Here is a 17,392-nt window from a genome sequence, read left to right on the forward strand (position 1 = left end):
CAACGATCAACTATCAATTGATGAACCCCCGTCGAACCGTCCCATTACCGATCCAACCAAGCCTCTTCGGTCGGCGGTACAAGCACGCGACCGGTAAAGCCTGCGCTGGAATAGCCTCTCAGCACCGTCTCTGAAATTTCATGCAGTGCTTGCGGCTCACACAAGGCTACGCACGCGCCCCCAAAACCCGCGCCCGTCAGGCGAGCCCCGTATACATGAGGATGCGCCTGCAATAGCCCTACCAATTGATCCAGTTCGGGTACGGAGACCTCATAATCGTCGCGAAGGCTGGCATGCGACGCATTCATCAGGATACCGAACTCCATTGCATCATGACAACTGGCAGCCAGCAACACGCGGGCATTTTCACTGACGACGTGGCGCACCCGGCGGCGCAATGGCTCAGGCAGAATGTCCGCAATCGATATATCGCTGACATCGCGCAGCGCGGCCACGCCAAGCCGCTTTGCGGCCTCTTCGCATTCCGTGCGGCGCCGGTTGTAGCCGCTCCCGGCAAGGGTACGGGCAATGCCCGAATCGAGTACCAGCACCGCCGACGCTGGCGGCAACGGAACCAGTCGTCGCTCCAGCGTACGCGTATCGAGAAACAGTGCGCATTGCGTTCCGGCAAGGCTTGACGCCATCTGGTCCATGATGCCGCAACGCACGCCCGCATATTCGATTTCCGCCCGCTGCGCGAGTTGCGCCAGGCGCACGTCGTCCAGCGACTGGCCCGTAAGGGCACGTAAGGCACGTAGCGTGGCAACCTCCAGTGCCGCGCTTGACGACAGGCCCACTCCCATGGGCACATTTGACTCGATGTGGATATCCAGTGCTGGCGCAGCGATGCCGGCAGCACGCGCTTCCATGAGACAGCCATACACATAGGTCGCGAAGTGTTCCGCCGGCAATGCGTCGAGCTTGAAGCGAACCTTGCTGCCGAGTATTTCCGAATGCATTACGTACTCGTCCTGATTATTCCGCCGCATGCTGACGCTGGTCTGCTGTTCGATGGCGATCGGCAACACATAGCCGTCGTTATAATCGGTGTGTTCACCTAGCAGGTTGACGCGGCCTGGCGCTTGCGCCGCTACCTCGGGCGGGCGCCCAAACGCTGCCTCGAAGCCGCCCTTCATACTTCCAGGAGTGTTTCGAGCCATGCCATGAAACGCATGAGCATCCCGCCGCCCGGGAAAAGCGTTCATTCGAGAGTCACCTCGATTTGCTGAAGCTCGCGCGCCTTCTCTTCCGGCAACGCGTCCATCGCAAAAAAACCCGCTGCAATTTCAGTTCCCGCCAAGTATTTTATCCGGTCCCAGGTGCGATAAGGCGGATAGAACTCTGCGTGCAAATGCGATTCAGGATGCGCTTCGCCATCAGTCGGCGCCTGGTACCAGGCCATCAGGTATGGAAAAGGCCTTTGCCACAATCCATCGTACTTCAGCAGCACGGTCTTCAGCGCCCGCGCCAGATCAGCACGCTGCTCGCCCGTGAGCTGAATGAAGTTCTCGACCGGCTCGATCGGGGCGACCCACACCTCATAGGGGTATCGTGCGCATACCGGAACGAACGCCACCGCATGGTCGCCTTCATAAAGCATGCGCACCCTCGCGCTTCGCTCCGCGGTGATGAGATTTTGCAGTATCCCGCTACCTTTGTCTGCATGGTACCGTTGTGCCTCCTGCTGCATCCCCGCCGGCACTGGCGGCACGACCGGGTAGGCGTAAATCTGGCCATGCGGGTGGTGCAAGGTCACGCCAACTTCCGCACCCCGATTCTCAAACGGCAGCACATAGGCAATATCGCCCCGCTGGGCCAGCCTGGCTGTGCGCTCTCCCCACACTTGCATCAGCAATTCGATGTGCGCAAGCGGCAGCACGCCCAATGACGCGCCCGCATTCTGCGTGAACACCACCACTTCGCAATGCCCAACCGCCCGCGCGGTCGGCACGATCAACGAGGGCGGCTCTGCGCTGGGGCCGCCGAGGGAGGGAAAGCGATTATCGAACACTGCCACATCCCAGTCTCCTGCCGGCACCTCGGTCGGGTGCGCAGGATCGATGGTCACGCCCAACGGATTGTATTCAGGGGGAGGCAGAAAGGTGCGTCCTTGCCGATACGCAGCGTAAGTCACCCACTCACCGCGCAGCGGATGCCACCGCAGATGCGGGCTCGCGTTCAGCGGTTCCACAAATGGGCTCGGCGCGGCAGTCTGCGAATCAAACGGCCGACGTCCATAAAGCGTCATTTTACGACCGTCCGGCTTGGTAAGATCAAGCGAATACATCAGACGCCTCCGGGTATGTGGGTACGCGAAATGCATGTCACCTTCGCGATTTCCTCAAGGGGAATCTTGGGCGTGCGGTCTGCGCAGAGCAATCCATTCGCTTCCTGAAAGGTATCGGCAAACTGGGTGTAGCAAAAACCGCTGAAGAGCGCGGTATGAATCACCGCATCCATCAGCTCGGCATACATTCGCGCAAATTCGTTTTCGTCTTTGGCCGCAGTGTAGCCCCAGGTGTGCTTCACGTCCGGCTGCGTGCACTTGGCAAAAGCGATGCCCCCGAATTCGGTCAGCATGATCGGCTGGCCTCGATGCGGATAGCCGTCGAGCGTAAGAATCCGCCCACCCGGCCGCCGCCGGTCGAACAGCTGATCGGGCTGAATACCGGCACCATAACGCTGGCTCAGGTGTTCGATGTTGGCATCGTAATCGTGAATGCCGATAATGTCGGTCGCGCTGCTTTCCCATCCGTCATTACCGATTACCGGACGGGTGGCGTCCAGTGTTTTCGTGAGGTGATACAGCGCTTGGACCGCGTGCCGCTGCTTCCCGACGGAAGCAAGTTCGGGCACGCCCCAAGATTCATTGAAAGGCACCCAGACAATCACGCAGGGATGGCTGTAGTCACGCTCGATGACCTCTCCCCATTCGCGAACTGTCCGCTTGATGGCGCTGCGCGTGAAACGATAAGCAGACGGCATTTCCTCCCAAACCATGAGTCCCAGCGTATCTGCCCAGTAAAGATAGCGCGGGTCCTCAACCTTCTGGTGCTTGCGAACACCATTGAAGCCCATGGCTTTCGCTAGCTCCACATCCCGGCGTAACGCCTCGTCGCCGGGCGCCGTGAGCAAGGTGTCGGGCCAATAGCCCTGGTCAAGCACGAGCCGCAGCATGTAGGGGCGCCCGTTGAGCATGAAGCGGTCACGCAAAATATGCACAGAGCGCATGGCGGTGTACGAAGCAAATTGGTCCACCACCTCTTCGCCATGCATGAGCCGCACCGTGGCATCGATCAACGTAGGCCGCTCCGGGCTCCACAGCAGTTCGTTGCGAAAATCGTCGATACCCGGATCGGACAGTACAATAAGTCGGTCAACCTGCCCGTCCACCACCTGGTAGCGGTCATGTGCGAGCGACTGCTCGCCATGGCGCAGGCAGACATCGACGGTGAGATCGTCGGTTGATTCGCCTATGACACGCGCTTCAAAACCAATGGCATAGTGCGGCACCTCGGGAGTCCAGCGGATTTTTTCAATGTAATTGTCCGCTACCCGCTCGAACCAGACGGTCTGCCAGATTCCGGTCGTGCGCGGGTACCAGATGGAGTGGGGTTCGAGTTGCCAGTCCTGCTTGCCGCGCGGCTTGGCAAGTTCATGCGGGTCGTCTTCCACATGTACGGTGACCGTCTGGTTGCCGGAGGGATGAAGCATGTCGGTGATATCGGCCCAGAATGGAGTATGGCCGCCCTCGTGGGTGATAGCCAGACAACCGTTAATCCATACCCGGGCGTTGTAGTCCACCGCGCCAAAGCGCAGGATAACTCGCCCGGTAGAGCGTGGGCAGTCGAAGTCCCGCTCATACCAGCAAAATGAGTGAAAGCCGCGATCACCGATACCGCTTGCTTCCGATTCGGGCGGGAAAGGTACCGTGATCTCCAGAGGCCAGGACTTGATTTGAGACGGCAGCGCAAATTCGCCCGCGTCATCAAAACAAAAACGCCACTTGCCGTTGAGAGAAGTCCAGTTCGAGCGCTGCATCTGCGGGCGGGGATAGGCGAATTCCAAGGCATTCCTCCTGCTGCTGGCATCGCGAGTACAGTTATTTCTTGAAAACCGACGGCGGCCCAAATTGCACCGTCTATGTTTAATGTTGCTTCGAAGGCGCTATGGGTGTCTGGTCACACGACCGCAAATGATATCGGTTTCACAAGTTATCAAATAGCGGAGGTTTCTTTCTAATTTTACCGTCGCAGGAAGAGAATTGAAAATTCGTGCTGCCCAGCTTTCCAATATTTATTATTGGTGCAAATCCCGGATTGCCCCACATCATTTAGACCCTACATGTAGCAGAGCGACGATAACAACAGGGCGTCAAATTTCAGATTAGCAGCAAAAAAGATGGTTAACAAGAATAAAGCCGGTACTACTGCGGCGATTGAGTTTTATGTACAGGAGAGGCGACGATCCAACTCATGGGCAATCACCCGAAAAAATGTAGGCGGGTAGTCGTTGCTGTCAGAAGAAGTGTTAATACTGAGCGGGGCATACGCGGGTTGTATGCTTGGATTATGCGCTTGGGTTGGCGCTGGCCTGCCGTACAACGCACTGCTCATCCGCTGACATCTTACCGATATTTACTGCACCGCATAAGCTTCGGTTTGGGATTCATGGGCAGTAAGCCGCTGCGCCTCTTCCGGGCGCTTCGCCTCGATTACGCCCACCGCTTTCTTGTCCATCAACAGCACATAGTCTGCGGGGCCGATATCCGTCTGGTATTCGCGCACCGCCTGACCGGCGCCGGCGTTCAGGTCGATTCTCCTGGCTGACTGAACCATCCAACCCGCCTGCGAGAGCAGCGCATCAATGTTGTCGCGGGCTTTTTGTTCGAGACTCTGGTTTTCAGTCATCGCTACTGCATATCACGCCATCTGAAAGCACGTTAGATAATAAAACCAGAGGGCGGAGGGTAGCAGATGAGCGCTCGCGGCAAACGAAGCAAATTGGATTGGGCGTTTTCCACCTAAGTCGGTGTATGTCTCAAGTGAGCGAAGTGAAAGTTTTGGCTACCGGCAGCCTCAACGGTAGTGGTGATTACGCTCAGTCTAGCGCCCTCGCCCGCTAGTATCAGCAACCGGAGAAGCTCTGGCAAACCGTAAAAATTGAGCGCATGCCTATAACTGGCGGAGAGAGAGGGATTCGAACCCTCGATAAGCTTTTTGAGCCTATACTCCCTTAGCAGGGGAGCGCCTTCGACCACTCGGCCATCTCTCCACAAAGCAAAAACGTAAAGCCATACTAGAATAGCGGTTTACAACTCCACGGTCAAACGCTGGGTCGTGTATTAGATGGTATGAATTGCATAACCGGCTGCCTCAGCGGTCATGGCGCCTGATCCAGTTCAAATACCTTATGCAGCACGCGTACGGCGAGTTCCATGTATTTCTCATCCACCACCACCGAGATTTTTATTTCAGAGGTGGAAATCATCTGGATATTGATTCCTTCTTCCGCCAGGGCTCGAAACATTCTGCTTGCGATACCCACATGCGAGCGCATTCCGACACCCACAGCCGATACCTTGGCTATTCTTTCGCCGCCGATGACGCCACGCGCGCCGATATGGGCCTGAACCTGGTTCTTCAGGATATCCATGGTCCTGGCGAATTCATTACGGTTTATCGTAAATGAAAAATCCGTCATGCCATCGTGGCCGACGTTCTGGATAATCATATCCACATCGATATTGGCATCCGCGACCGGGCCGAGAATCTGATAAGCGATACCGGGGCGATCCGGCACACCCAGCACGGTAATCTTGGCTTCATCCCGATTAAATGCGATACCGGAAATAATCGCATGCTCCATGTTCTTTTCTTCCTCGAGGGTAATCAGTGTGCCCTCCCCTTCTTCCTCGAAGCTGGACAACACCCGTAAATTAACTTTGTATTTGCCTGCAAATTCGACAGCACGAATTTGCAATACCTTCGAACCCAGACTCGCCATCTCGAGCATTTCTTCGAAAGTAATGGTCTTGAGCCTGCGAGCTTCGGGCACGATGCGTGGGTCGGTGGTATAAACGCCATCCACATCGGTATAAATCTGGCATTCAGCGGCCTCAAGTGCTGCCGCTAATGCAACCGCCGTCGTATCGGACCCGCCGCGACCCAACGTCGTGATACTGCCGGCTTCATCCACTCCCTGAAACCCGGCCACCGCCACCACATACCCTGCATCGAGATCCCTGCGTATTTTATCCTCATCAATTTTCAATATCCGCGCTTTAGTGTGGGCGTTGTCGGTAAGTATTCTCACCTGGGTCCCGGTATAGCTCTTCGCTTTGATACCCAGATCCATCAGCGCCATCGATAACAGCGCGACAGAAACCTGCTCTCCGGTCGAAACCATGACATCCAGTTCACGCGGATCTGGATGCGACTGGAACTCCCTGGCTAAAGCAATAAGGCGATTGGTTTCCCCGCTCATTGCGGAAACCACCACCACAACCTGGTGACCACGGGATTGAAACTTCGCTATACGTCGCGCGACGTTCTTGATGCGCTCAGTGCTGCCGACCGATGTACCGCCGTATTTTTGAATAATAAGTGTCACGATTACCCGGCTTCCATGTTGGGAATAACGAACCCTGCCGCAAGCAAAACCGGATTATATGCCGGATCAATTTACAGTCGGTGATGGCAAGAGTTTGCCTCAGAGAATATAGTTTTTTATTTGGTGGATTTTACCTCATTACCGGAAAGAAAACTTGTAACTATTCCGAATAGACGAAGTAGGCCCCAATTTCATCCGTTTAGTCGCGGGGCTCATAATGTCATTGCCGTTTACGAGGACACTTCTTTCATCTACGCTATGCAAGTAAGTTCGGGATTTGCACCGCTACCTTATGGTGAGCCTGGCAGGGAATTCCCTAATGAAGACAAGGGATTCAACCATTCGCTCCATCGCATTCCATTCCTTTCGCACCCCTCATCCTTGCAAAGCGCCATATGCTTGCACCGGAGTTATCCAGCGCTCGCCAAACATGCCAAATGATAAGTACGAAAGCCGGATAAAGCCTGGCAGAGGAAAAAACTGACACACTTAATACTTGCATAGAATAAAAAAACGAATTAAATTTATGTATGTGCAATAATTCTATAACATAACCCCAACAATAACTTTTACCATAACCTGTGAGAGCCGACTCATGAAACTCTTCGAAGAAATATCCAATCCTCGTGAAATCCGCCGCAAATTGGGTCTTAACCAGCATGACTTCTGGAGCAAAGTCGGTGTCACTCAAAGTGGGGGCTCCCGTTACGAAAGTGGACGGAATATGCCGCGGCCAGTAAGGGAGCTCGTGCGGCTCGTACATATGGAGCATATCGATCTCACCAAAATCAAAAAGGATGACCTGGCCGTGGCTGCGTTGCTGAAGAGCCAGAATCCCGATTTGTACAAGAGCCTGAAAAAAGCGGCCAAAGCAAAGTAACGGTCAAGATACCCGTTAAGGTATAGCCATTACAGTCGGATTTGGGTTAATGCCATTGAATATCAATGTGAGAATCGGGAAGGCGAGAGTCGGAATTCACGGATTCAGCTTGACGGCGAGTCCGAGGGCGCGGATTTTTGCCGAAAATGACTCGATCCACGCCTGACTGATATTTGTAAGCCTCGGTGCTTCCGGCTGCAGGGACGGTCGTGCAAGCCCATATAGCAATACCCCTTTGAGCAGCCCTCCTCCTTGCAGGAATTTCTCGATAAATGTCAGATAGGCGTCCGATTCCAACTGGGTCGGCGGCAAGCCATCGATTTGAAACAGGCAGGTTTGCAGCCAGGTAGGGCATAAAAATGCAGCCCGCTCCAGATTTTCACGCACCCGCTTCAGGCTCATACTTGCATTGTTGATGGATCGCCTTCCCTCCCGGGTAGCGCTATCCAGCTTAAACCAGACCTCGCCGTTGAGCGCCGCCATGCGGCGCAAGCCTGCCTGTACGCCAGGCCGCTCGATCAGGCTGCCATTGGTGATCAACACCAGCTTAAGCTCTTGGGGGAGATCGTAATCGGCTTTTACGCGTCCAATCAGTTCCACCACCTGTTCAAATTCCCGGGCACTGGTGGGCTCGCCGTTGCCTGAGAATGCAATGTCGTTGATGCGCCGTGCTTCCGGGGGTACTTGCACCTGCATGAAGTCGCCATGCAGAATTTCATGCAGGAACGTGCGCAATTCCGCCTCGAGCCTGCCCAGATCAATTATCGGAGCCGTTCCGCGTTTGAGCTCAGGAACCTGGCAATAAATGCAGCGCCAGTTGCATGCATTGTTGGGATTGAGGTTGATGCCTATCGAAACGCCTCCGGCGCGGCGCGACACTACGGGATAGACGTAAGTCATCCCCGCGACATCGCGGCTGTGGTCCTCGACATGCAATAGTTTAGAAGTTCGCTGCAATGTTACAATTCCGATAATGTTAATTACACGCAGGCTGGAATTCGACGCTGGCCACCGCATACCTTCCCATAATAGCAAATGCCGTCACTTGCACGGGCATCGCTACGCGATTGAAATTACCTTGTCCGGAGACATTATCACTGAGGCAGGCGTCGCCGAACAAGGGATGGTAATGGATTATTCCGAGGTAAAACGCATCGCCAATACCGCGCTGGTGGACAAGTGGGATCACGCATTCCTGGTATATTCCGAAGACGTAAAGTTATTGCAATTTCTTCAATCTCTGGAAGACCATAAAACAGTCGTGCTGGATACGCCACCCACGGCGGAAAATCTCGTGCTCACTGCATTCCGGATATTGGATGCGGCCTATCAGGATACCTATGGCAACCACCTGAGGCTGGAGCATGTGCGCTTGTTTGAAACGCCCAATTGCTGGGCAGACGCCACGCGAGCCCAAGTATTGAAGAAGCGCTGAATAAGTCCCGCGGCCTCGACATTTGCTTTATGCCATCTTTTTGTTACCATGCAAAATGAAAAATTCTGCAAACAAGTCTTTTTACTGTGAGCCTTCTTCCATGCTAAATCAGCCCGTTCCCGATTTTGAGCTTCCTTCTACCGGCAATAATATATTTCGTTTGTCCGAGGCTTCCGGAAAAAACCTCGTAATTTATTTTTATCCGAAAGACAACACGCCGGGATGCACCACGGAGGGTCAGCAGTTCCGTGACGCTTACGGCGAATTTCAAAAACTCGGCTGCGATATTGTAGGTATCTCGCGAGACAGTATCAAGTCGCACGAAAATTTCAAGATGAAGATGGAATTCCCTTTCGAATTGCTGAGCGACAGTGACGAAACCACATGCAAGGTGTTCGACGTCATCAAGATGAAAAATATGTATGGCAAACAGGTTCGAGGCATAGAGCGGAGCACTTTCGTCATTGATTCAGAAGGGATCCTGCGGGCGGAATGGCGGAAAGTCAAAATTGATGGCCATGTCGAGGAAGTACTGGAGTTTGTGAAGAACCTGGGCAGAGAAAGTCATGAGTCCTAGAAAACCGGCTTCATCTGCAGGTTCTCCCGTTACCAAAATCACCCGTTTGAGAACCAACCCCAAGCTGTTCGTGCTCGACAGCAACGTGCTGATGCACGATCCCACCAGCCTGTTTCGTTTCCAGGAACACGATATTTATATCCCCATGGTTATCCTTGAGGAGCTCGACAATAACAAAAAAGGAATGTCTGAGGTAGCGCGCAATGCGCGGCAGACCAGCCGTTTCCTGGATGAGATCGTTTGCAGCGCGATAACCGATATTGATGAAGGTATTTCGTTACAGTCGCATGGCAGCAAGAACGCCACCGGGCGGCTGTTCCTTCAGACGCAGGCGATCAATAGCGTTTTGCCCATGCGACTGGCGAGCGGCAGCGCCGATAACCAGATTATCGGCGTCGTAAAATTTTTGCACGAAACCTATCCGGATCGTAGTGTTGCGCTGGTCTCCAAAGACATCAACATGCGTATCAAGGCGCGGGCGCTGGGGTTGGCGGCAGAAGACTACTTCAACGATAAGGTCCTGGAAGACACCGATCTCCTTTTTTCCGGGATACAGGAATTACCCGCGGATTTCTGGGACAAACACGGCAAGGAAATGGAATCATGGCAGCATTCGGGCCATACGTTTTATCGCGTCAAAGGCCCGCTCTGCACCAGCTTTATCGTCAATCAGTTTGTTTATCTGGAGCATGACAAACCGTTCTATGCCAAAGTCACCGAGCACAGCGGCAAAACCGCCGTTCTGCAAACGCTCAAGGACTACAATCATCAAAAAAATAACGTATGGGGAATCACCGCGCGCAATCGTGAGCAAAATTTTGCACTCAATTTACTGATGAACCCGGAAGTCGACTTTGTTACGCTGCTAGGGCAGGCGGGTACGGGCAAGACTTTGCTCACACTTGCTGCTGGCCTGATGCAAACGCTCGAGCACAAGGTTTATTCCGAAATCATCATGACGCGCGTCACTGTGCCGGTGGGCGAGGACATCGGCTTTCTGCCAGGAACCGAAGAAGAAAAGATGACGCCGTGGATGGGCGCGCTGGAAGATAACCTGGACGTCCTCAACAAAACGGACAGCAGCACGGGAGAATGGGGCCGCGCAGCCACGCTTGATCTGATCCGCTCACGCATCAAGATCAAGTCGCTCAACTTCATGCGTGGGCGAACTTTCATCAACAAGTTTTTGATAATCGATGAGGCGCAGAATCTTACGCCCAAGCAGATGAAAACGCTCATTACCCGCGCTGGACCGGCGACCAAAGTGGTATGCCTGGGCAATATTGCCCAGATAGATACGCCTTATTTGTCCGAAGGAAGCTCAGGATTGACTTATGTGGTGGATCGATTCAAGGGATGGAACCACAGCGGGCACGTAACGCTACAACGCGGCGAACGTTCCAGGCTGGCCGACTATGCGACGGAGGTCTTGTAGTTTATAGCTTGTATAGCTTGATTAAGGCTCGGGGTAAGCCAGCCTGCGCCCTATGCCCCTAAGATTACCGGTGCAGTCTCTGGATGAAATCCAGGTACGCACGTAGGCGTTATTCAGCGGTTCTCAATAATGTCCGGATTTGGCGCAGCTCTCAAATCTGGTGTATTCGCCAAGGAAAGTAAGATCCACTTTGCCAATCGGACCGTTCCGTTGCTTGCCTATAATGATTTCAGCGATTCCCTTGTCTTGTGTGTCAGGGTTGTAGACTTCATCCCGATAGATAAAAAGAATCAGATCCGCATCCTGTTCGATGGCTCCCGATTCGCGTAGGTCGGACATGATGGGGCGCTTGTTAGGACGCTGCTCCAGGCTGCGGTTCAATTGCGATAACGCGACAACAGGCACTTGCAGTTCTTTTGCCAATGCCTTCAGCGAACGGGAAATTTCGGAAATTTCGGTGGCCCGATTCTCGCCTTGACCGGCTGAGGACATCAGCTGCAAATAATCGACCACGATCAATCCCAGTTCGCCATGCTGGCGATGAAGCCGCCGCGCCCGCGCTCTCACTTCAAGCGCATTCAGTGCCGCGCTTTCGTCAATAAAAAGCGGCGCCTCGCTCAGCTTGCCCAGGGCATGGGTCAGCTTGGACCAATCCTCATCCTGCAAGCGGCCGGTGCGAACCTTGTGCTGATCCAGGCGCCCTACCGAGCCCAGCATGCGCATGGCCAGCTGCGCCCCCCCCATTTCCATACTGAATACGGCTACGGGTTTTTCCAGTACCAGCGAAACATGCTCGGCAATGTTGAGCGAAAAGGCCGTTTTGCCCATGGAAGGCCTACCCGCGACAATAACCAGGTCACCCGGTTGAAAGCCGGAAGTCTTCTGATCGAGGTCATGGAATCCGGTAGCGATACCGGTCACATCGCTGGGATTATCCTGATTGTAGAGTGTCTCGATACGCTCCACGACCTGCTTGAGGAGTGGCTGGATATCGATGAAACCCTGCTTTCCCCGTGCCCCTGCCTCGGCAATTTCAAACACCTTCGCTTCAGCTTCATCCAGCAAGGTCGCCGCAGAGCGACCTGCAGGACTATACGCGGAGTCGGAGATCTCCGAGCCGACCTGAGCCAATCTGCGCATCACTGCCCGTTCGCGCACGATTTCCGCGTAACGCCGAATATTGGCTGCAGAGGGCGTATTTTGAACGATCACACCTACATAGGCCAATCCGCCTACGTTTTGCAGCTCAGCTGATATTTCAAGCGACTCGGCGACGGTCACCACGTCCGCAGGTTTGCTGTGCTCCACCAATTTGCAAATGTGACGATAAATGAGCCGATGGTCCTGCCGGTAAAAATCATCCTCGGTGATGACGTCAGCCACCTTATCCCAGGCATAATTATCAAGCATCAACCCGCCCAGCACAGACTGCTCCGCTTCAACCGAATGCGGCGGCATTTTGTATGATTCAAGCAACTGATCGTTGGTGGCTGCGGTAAGGAATTGAGCCATGGGATCCGGGTGGCGTTACGGGGAAGAGGAAGATTTTACCATCCGTACGATATGGAATACGGAAAAAGGAGAAAATTGCAGTGTAGCAGCCCTTGGGATACCTCTAAAGGAATCCGCTGTCGAGCCCCTGGTTGTCAACGCTGAGTTGGCAACCAGGACTTGAAATCAAGGGACTATTGACGGGTATTCAGAAGTACCCTGCAGGAATACCCCTGGCGCGGATGGAAGTGCTTTCAGGAAGCAGTCTCGCCCAAAACGGAGACAATAATATTTGCCAGCACCTCACTATGCAATGCAATAGTGACAGGATGATCTCCCACCTGCTTTAATGAACCTTGCGGCATGCGTATCATTGCCCGTTCAATCTCGAAGCCCTGGGCTTTTAACGCCGACTCGATATCAGCATTGGTTACTGAACCGAACAGTTTGCCGTCAACGCCGGCCTTCTGGCTAATCTGCACCATTAGTCCGTCCAGTTTTTCTGCACGTGCCTGAGCAGCAGCCAGGACGTCCGCATGGGTTTTTTCCAGCTCCGCGCGCTTCACCTCGAACTCGGCAATGGCCGCCTGCGTCGCCCGCTTTGCTTTGCCTTGCGGGATAAGGAAATTTCGCGCATACCCGTTTTTTACCTTGACAACGTCACCCAACTGGCCGAGATTGAGAATTTTTTCCATCAGTATGATCTGCATATCGTCGCTCCTCAGTGCAAATCGGTGTAGGGAAGCAACGCGAGAAAGCGCGCGCGCTCAATAGCAATACTTAGCTGGCGCTGATAACGCGACTTGGTACCGGTAATGCGGGCCGGAATGATCCTGCCGTTTTCATTGATGAAATCTTTCAATAACTCGACATCCTTGTAATCCACGGTTTTAATACCTTCTGCAGTAAAACGGCAGAATTTCCTGCGCTTGAACAATGGGCGGTTGGCTTTTTTGTCCTTGTCTTTGTCTTTGCCATCTTTACGTCTTGAGATAAAGCGAGCCATGATTTTTCCTGTCTTGAAATGAGGGCCTGAATAATTTAAATAAGGTCAATTTTGTTCACATGCAGCACCAGTTGCAAGCTCATCCGGCTTTTTTTTGCCAGAAAACCCGCGAGTTTCACTAGCGTACCGGGCGCTATGCCCGCAATCGCTTCAGCCATCTGTGCTAGCGCCACTGCCGAAATTTCGCACTCCACCTGGCGTGGCCTATCGGCTTCGATCTGTCGGGAGACGTGGCTAATCTTGAATTCCGTCACCGCCACCCCTGCTGGTGTGTAACGCAAACTGCCGATCTCGATAATTTTTCCGCAAATTACAGTCTGGTTGCAGTTCAATTATTGCCGAGCCTACGTCGCGAGTGTGGTTTCTTTAAGCTCCTCTGCTGCTGGCGCGGCTGACCTTGGTTTTTCTTCGCGCATCATCGGCGAAGCAGTCGTTACCGGGCCGCCCATTTTAGTGGTGAGATGCCGCAATATAGCATCGTTGAATTTAAATGAATGATCCAGTTCGTCCAGTGTTTCCTGATCACATTCAATGTTCATCAGCACGTAATGCGCCTTGTGAACCTTCTGGATCAGGTAGGTGAGCTGGCGGCGCCCCCAATCTTCCAGGCGGTGAACCTGGCCATTTCTGGCAGTAACGATTCCGCGGTAACGCTCGATCATTGCGGGAACCTGCTCGCTCTGGTCAGGATGGACAATAAAAACGATCTCGTAATGTCGCATGCAGTCTCCTCATGGGTAGAGCCTCCCGCGATGCGAACACGGTGAGGCAAGGGTTGAAAAGCCGGGTACTATACTGAACCGGGAAAGAAATATCAATTGGCAAAGGCATTTAAACAGGCATCAATGAAACTCGGATAGTCTCACGCGGGCGCGGCAGTGGCTTTTGTAGCGGGCTGCCCGGCGGCTTCCTGCGCAGCGCGCTGCCGGCGATTCTCGAAGAGGCATATGCCGGCGCTGACAGAAACGTTCAGGCTTTCTACGCTGCCCAGCATGGGGATGGCAACAAGGCGATCACAGACCTCGCGGGTCAGCCGGCGCATACCTTTTCCTTCCGCGCCAAGAACCCAGGCAACGGGTCCATCCAGCTTCACGGAGTTGAGATCGATATCCGAATCGGCCGTTGCTCCGATTATCGATATACCGCGCTGTTTCAGTTCCCGCAACGTCCGGGCCAGATTAGTCACGGAAACATACGGCACGGCATCGGCTGCACCACTCGCTACTTTGTGCACCGTGGCGGTGAGCCCGACGGCACGGTCTTTCGGCGCGATCACGGCATGAACGCCAAAGGCATCCGCCACCCGTAGGCAGGCGCCCAGATTATGCGGGTCCTGTATGCCGTCCAGCACCAGAAGCAACGCAGGTTCAGTCAGCGTATCCAGCACATCGTCTATATCCACATAACTGCGAGAGGCGTCTATATTCGCCGCCACGCCCTGATGGCGCGCACCACCGGCCATCGCCCCAAGCCTGGTGTTATCGCATGAGATCAACCGGACCTCCTGGGTTTCGGCAAGCTTTGCCAAGTCACGCGCGCGCTGGTCCCGGCGCTCGGCATCGAGAAAAATTTCCTTGATGCTGGCAGGATTTTGCCGCAGCCGGCTGGTAATAGCGTGGAAGCCGAATATAAGGCGTATATGGGACATCTATAAATAGGTCAATTGAGTAAGTGGACGGGTCAGGAATGTAGCGACTCCGGCTGATCGGAGCCCAATCCATCCTGCGCTCCGGGTTAACGCCGAGTTAACTCTGATCTCCCGTATCGCGCGAACTGGCTCCAGCCAGAACAAAGTCGATCTTGCTGGACTCCAGATCGACCCGCACCAGCTTGACGCTAAGCCGGTCGCCGAGGCGGTAACGCTTGCCGCTGCGCTCACCCAGCAACATGTGCTTGCCGGCGTCGAAATGAAAATAGTCGCTGGGCAATTCGGAAATATGAACAAGCCCTTCCACATAAATACCATCCAGCGCCACGAAAAGGCCAAAACCGGTTACGCTGCTGATCACGCCTTCAAAGCGCTCCCCTATTCTGTCCTGCATGTAATAGCATTTAAGCCACAACTCCACATCGCGGCTGGCATCGTCCGCACGACGCTCTGTCTGTGAGCAATGCACACCCAGTTCATGCCAATCGCCGGGAGAATACGTCCCGCCATTCAATACTGCCTTGATCGCACGGTGCACCAGTAGATCGGGATAACGCCGGATAGGCGAAGTGAAATGCGTATATGACTCATATGCAAGCCCGAAATGGCCAACGTTGTCGGGGCTGTAAACCGCCTGGCGCAAGGAGCGCAACATCACCGTCTGCAAGAGCTGCGCATCCGGCCTATCCTTGATCTTGCTCAATGTCTTGGCGTAATTCTTAGCGCTCGGCTCGTCCCCACCGCTTAGCTGTACGCCGAATTCCTTGAGGAAATCCCGCAGGGCAAGCAGTTTTTCCGGGGTAGGGCCTTCGTGGATACGATAGAGCGTGGGTTGTTTATGTTTCTGCAAGAAATCCGAGGCACACACGTTCGCCGCCAGCATACATTCTTCGATCAACCGATGGGCATCGTTGCGCTTCACGGGAAGAATGCACTCGATTTTTCCCTGATCGTTGAAAATCATCTGGGTTTCAATCGTTTCAAAATCGATTGCGCCCCGTTTGCCTCGCGCCTTGAACAACACCTTGAATAGTTTGTAGAGCAACTGAATGTGCGGAAGAAGGCTCTTGTATTGCTGGGCATCCTCACCCTTGGGATCTTCCAGCATCGCTGCCACTTTGGTGTAGGTCAACCGTGCCTGGGAAAACATGACCGCGGGATAAAAACGATACTCCTGAAAATCGCCCGCTGCATCAATGCTCATCTCGCATACCATGCACAAACGCTCCACCTGCGGGTTAAGCGAACATAGACCGTTTGAAAGCACTTCCGGCAACATCGGAATAACGCGGCGCGGGAAATAAACCGAGTTGCCTCGATTCAAAGCCTCGCGATCGAGCGCATCCGTGGGGCAAACGTAGTGGCTGACATCCGCAATGGCTACATATAGCTTGTAACTTTTCCCGTCGCGCTCGCAATACACCGCGTCGTCAAAATCGCGTGCGTTTTCCCCATCTATCGTCACCAGCGGTAAATGACGAATATCCTCCCTATCGGCCAGATCCGCTTCCAGCACGCTATCGGGGAATCTGACTGAACGCTCTTCCACTTCCGGTGGAAACTGATGGGGCAAATCGTGTTTCCGGAGAGCAATTTCGATCTCCATGCCGGGGGCGGTATACTCACCCAGAATCTCGACGATGCGGCCGATGGGCTGCGCGTTCTTGCTGGGCTGCTGGATGATTTCGACCATCACCACCTGGCCCGCCCTGGCGTTCATGGATTCTTCCGGCGGGATCAGAATATCCTGGCTGATACGCCTGTTCTCCGCCTCCACGAACAAAATGCCGTGATCGGCGTGCAAGCGGCCAACCAGTTGAGTGACGGCACGCTCCAGCACCTCCACAATAGTGCCTTCCCTGCGTCCACGCCTATCCACCCCAATTTCGCGCACCATCACACGATCGCCATGCAGCGCCTTGTGCATTTCCTTGGCGCTCAAAAACAGATCCGGACTACGATCGTCGGGTACCAGGAAGCCGAAACCATCCGCATGCCCCTGGATCCTCCCCTTGATAAGATCGAGCTTGTCCACCACGCAGATATCGTCCTTCCGGTTACGCATAATCTGACCCTCGCGTAACATCGCGGAAACACGGCGACTGAAAATTTCGTTTTCTTCATCCGTAATTTCCAGCAGGCTCTGCAATGCTTTCTCATTCACGGGAACGCCATGCTCTTCCAGAATCTGGAGCATGAATTCGCGGCTCGGCAGCGGATGACCATATTGAAGCTTCTCGCGCTCGAGATGAGGATCAAGATCGCGGAGTTTGCGTTTCTTCTTAATTGACAAAGCAATGGTTTCCTA

Annotated in this window: 18 protein-coding genes and 1 tRNA gene; 5 read left to right on the forward strand and 14 right to left on the reverse strand. The window is 54.1% G+C overall.

All coding sequences use genetic code 11. The annotated features are described in order from the left end of the window. Positions 1-44: 44 nt before the first annotated feature. The 6 genes from galK to BUA28_RS00630 all read right to left on the reverse strand — a co-directional run bounded on the left by galK (position 45) and on the right by BUA28_RS00630 (position 6,612). Positions 45-1,205: a galactokinase gene (galK, locus tag BUA28_RS00605; RefSeq protein WP_256598183.1), complete on the reverse strand. Its 1,161-nt coding sequence runs from the start codon at positions 1,203-1,205 to the stop codon at positions 45-47. After that, a complete protein-coding gene (galT, locus tag BUA28_RS00610; RefSeq protein ID WP_072766222.1) occupies positions 1,202-2,287 on the reverse strand; it encodes a galactose-1-phosphate uridylyltransferase in 1,086 nt (361 codons plus the stop codon). Before galT ends, galK begins: the two co-directional genes overlap by 4 nt. Then, positions 2,287-4,041, reverse strand: coding sequence for a glycoside hydrolase family 2 protein (locus BUA28_RS00615; protein WP_072766642.1), 1,755 nt, complete (start codon positions 4,039-4,041; stop codon positions 2,287-2,289). Before BUA28_RS00615 ends, galT begins: the two co-directional genes overlap by 1 nt. A gap of 596 nt (positions 4,042-4,637) precedes the next feature. Next, positions 4,638-4,910, reverse strand: coding sequence for a hypothetical protein (locus BUA28_RS00620; RefSeq protein ID WP_218587207.1), 273 nt, complete (start codon positions 4,908-4,910; stop codon positions 4,638-4,640). A 271-nt stretch (positions 4,911-5,181) separates the two neighbouring features. Next, positions 5,182-5,274, reverse strand: a tRNA-Ser gene (locus tag BUA28_RS00625). Positions 5,275-5,382: 108 nt separating this feature from the next. After that, the gene (locus tag BUA28_RS00630; protein WP_072766223.1) at positions 5,383-6,612 is read right to left on the reverse strand and encodes an aspartate kinase; all 1,230 of its coding nucleotides are present in this window, start codon (positions 6,610-6,612) and stop codon (positions 5,383-5,385) included. 595 nt (positions 6,613-7,207) lie between these two features. Between BUA28_RS00630 and BUA28_RS00635 the strand changes: the two genes are divergently transcribed. After that, complete coding sequence (locus tag BUA28_RS00635; RefSeq protein WP_025041617.1) at positions 7,208-7,492, forward strand: helix-turn-helix domain-containing protein; 285 nt, start codon at positions 7,208-7,210, stop codon at positions 7,490-7,492. Between the two features lie 96 nt (positions 7,493-7,588). Here BUA28_RS00635 and BUA28_RS00640 read toward each other — a convergent pair whose 3' ends face one another. After that, positions 7,589-8,449, reverse strand: coding sequence for a radical SAM protein (locus tag BUA28_RS00640; RefSeq protein ID WP_256598184.1), 861 nt, complete (start codon positions 8,447-8,449; stop codon positions 7,589-7,591). A gap of 16 nt (positions 8,450-8,465) precedes the next feature. On the opposite strand from BUA28_RS00640, the gene queD reads away from it, so the two are divergent. The 3 genes from queD to BUA28_RS00655 all read left to right on the forward strand — a co-directional run bounded on the left by queD (position 8,466) and on the right by BUA28_RS00655 (position 10,939). Beyond that, positions 8,466-8,927 carry a 6-carboxytetrahydropterin synthase QueD gene (queD, locus tag BUA28_RS00645; RefSeq protein WP_072766225.1) on the forward strand — a complete coding sequence of 154 codons (462 nt, stop codon included), beginning with the start codon at positions 8,466-8,468 and terminating at the stop codon, positions 8,925-8,927. Between the two features lie 100 nt (positions 8,928-9,027). After that, on the forward strand, positions 9,028-9,504 hold the full coding sequence (locus BUA28_RS00650) for a peroxiredoxin (protein WP_072766643.1): 477 nt from the start codon (positions 9,028-9,030) through the stop codon (positions 9,502-9,504). Further along, positions 9,494-10,939, forward strand: coding sequence for a PhoH family protein (locus BUA28_RS00655; RefSeq protein ID WP_072766226.1), 1,446 nt, complete (start codon positions 9,494-9,496; stop codon positions 10,937-10,939). The genes BUA28_RS00650 and BUA28_RS00655 overlap by 11 nt, the downstream gene beginning before the upstream one ends. Positions 10,940-11,062: 123 nt before the next feature. Here BUA28_RS00655 and dnaB read toward each other — a convergent pair whose 3' ends face one another. Continuing rightward, a complete protein-coding gene (dnaB, locus tag BUA28_RS00660; RefSeq protein ID WP_072766227.1) occupies positions 11,063-12,451 on the reverse strand; it encodes a replicative DNA helicase in 1,389 nt (462 codons plus the stop codon). On the opposite strand from dnaB, the gene BUA28_RS15720 reads away from it, so the two are divergent. Continuing rightward, positions 12,450-12,614 carry a hypothetical protein gene (locus tag BUA28_RS15720; protein ID WP_176767752.1) on the forward strand — a complete coding sequence of 55 codons (165 nt, stop codon included), beginning with the start codon at positions 12,450-12,452 and terminating at the stop codon, positions 12,612-12,614. The two genes, dnaB and BUA28_RS15720, sit on opposite strands and share 2 nt — an antisense overlap. 70 nt (positions 12,615-12,684) lie before the next feature. Here BUA28_RS15720 and rplI read toward each other — a convergent pair whose 3' ends face one another. The 6 genes from rplI to rnr form a co-directional block, all read right to left on the reverse strand. Beyond that, entirely contained in the window at positions 12,685-13,140 is a 456-nt protein-coding gene (gene rplI, locus BUA28_RS00665; RefSeq protein WP_072766228.1) for a 50S ribosomal protein L9, read from the reverse strand. Positions 13,141-13,151: 11 nt separating this feature from the next. Further along, entirely contained in the window at positions 13,152-13,436 is a 285-nt protein-coding gene (gene rpsR / locus BUA28_RS00670; RefSeq protein ID WP_025041625.1) for a 30S ribosomal protein S18, read from the reverse strand. 35 nt (positions 13,437-13,471) lie between these two features. Beyond that, positions 13,472-13,768, reverse strand: coding sequence for a primosomal replication protein N (priB, locus tag BUA28_RS00675; RefSeq protein WP_072766229.1), 297 nt, complete (start codon positions 13,766-13,768; stop codon positions 13,472-13,474). A gap of 12 nt (positions 13,769-13,780) precedes the next feature. Then, positions 13,781-14,158 (reverse strand): 30S ribosomal protein S6, encoded by a 378-nt coding sequence (gene rpsF, locus BUA28_RS00680; protein ID WP_072766230.1) that lies wholly within the window; start codon positions 14,156-14,158, stop codon positions 13,781-13,783. Positions 14,159-14,298: 140 nt separating this feature from the next. Then, positions 14,299-15,084, reverse strand: a complete 786-nt coding sequence (rlmB, locus tag BUA28_RS00685; RefSeq protein ID WP_072766231.1) for a 23S rRNA (guanosine(2251)-2'-O)-methyltransferase RlmB — start codon at positions 15,082-15,084, stop codon at positions 14,299-14,301. 97 nt (positions 15,085-15,181) lie between these two features. Continuing rightward, positions 15,182-17,377, reverse strand: coding sequence for a ribonuclease R (gene rnr, locus BUA28_RS00690; RefSeq protein ID WP_072766232.1), 2,196 nt, complete (start codon positions 17,375-17,377; stop codon positions 15,182-15,184). Between the last annotated feature and the right edge of the window lie 15 nt (positions 17,378-17,392).

This window comes from Nitrosospira sp. Nsp11, from assembly GCF_900142705.1.
GTDB lineage: Bacteria > Pseudomonadota > Gammaproteobacteria > Burkholderiales > Nitrosomonadaceae > Nitrosospira.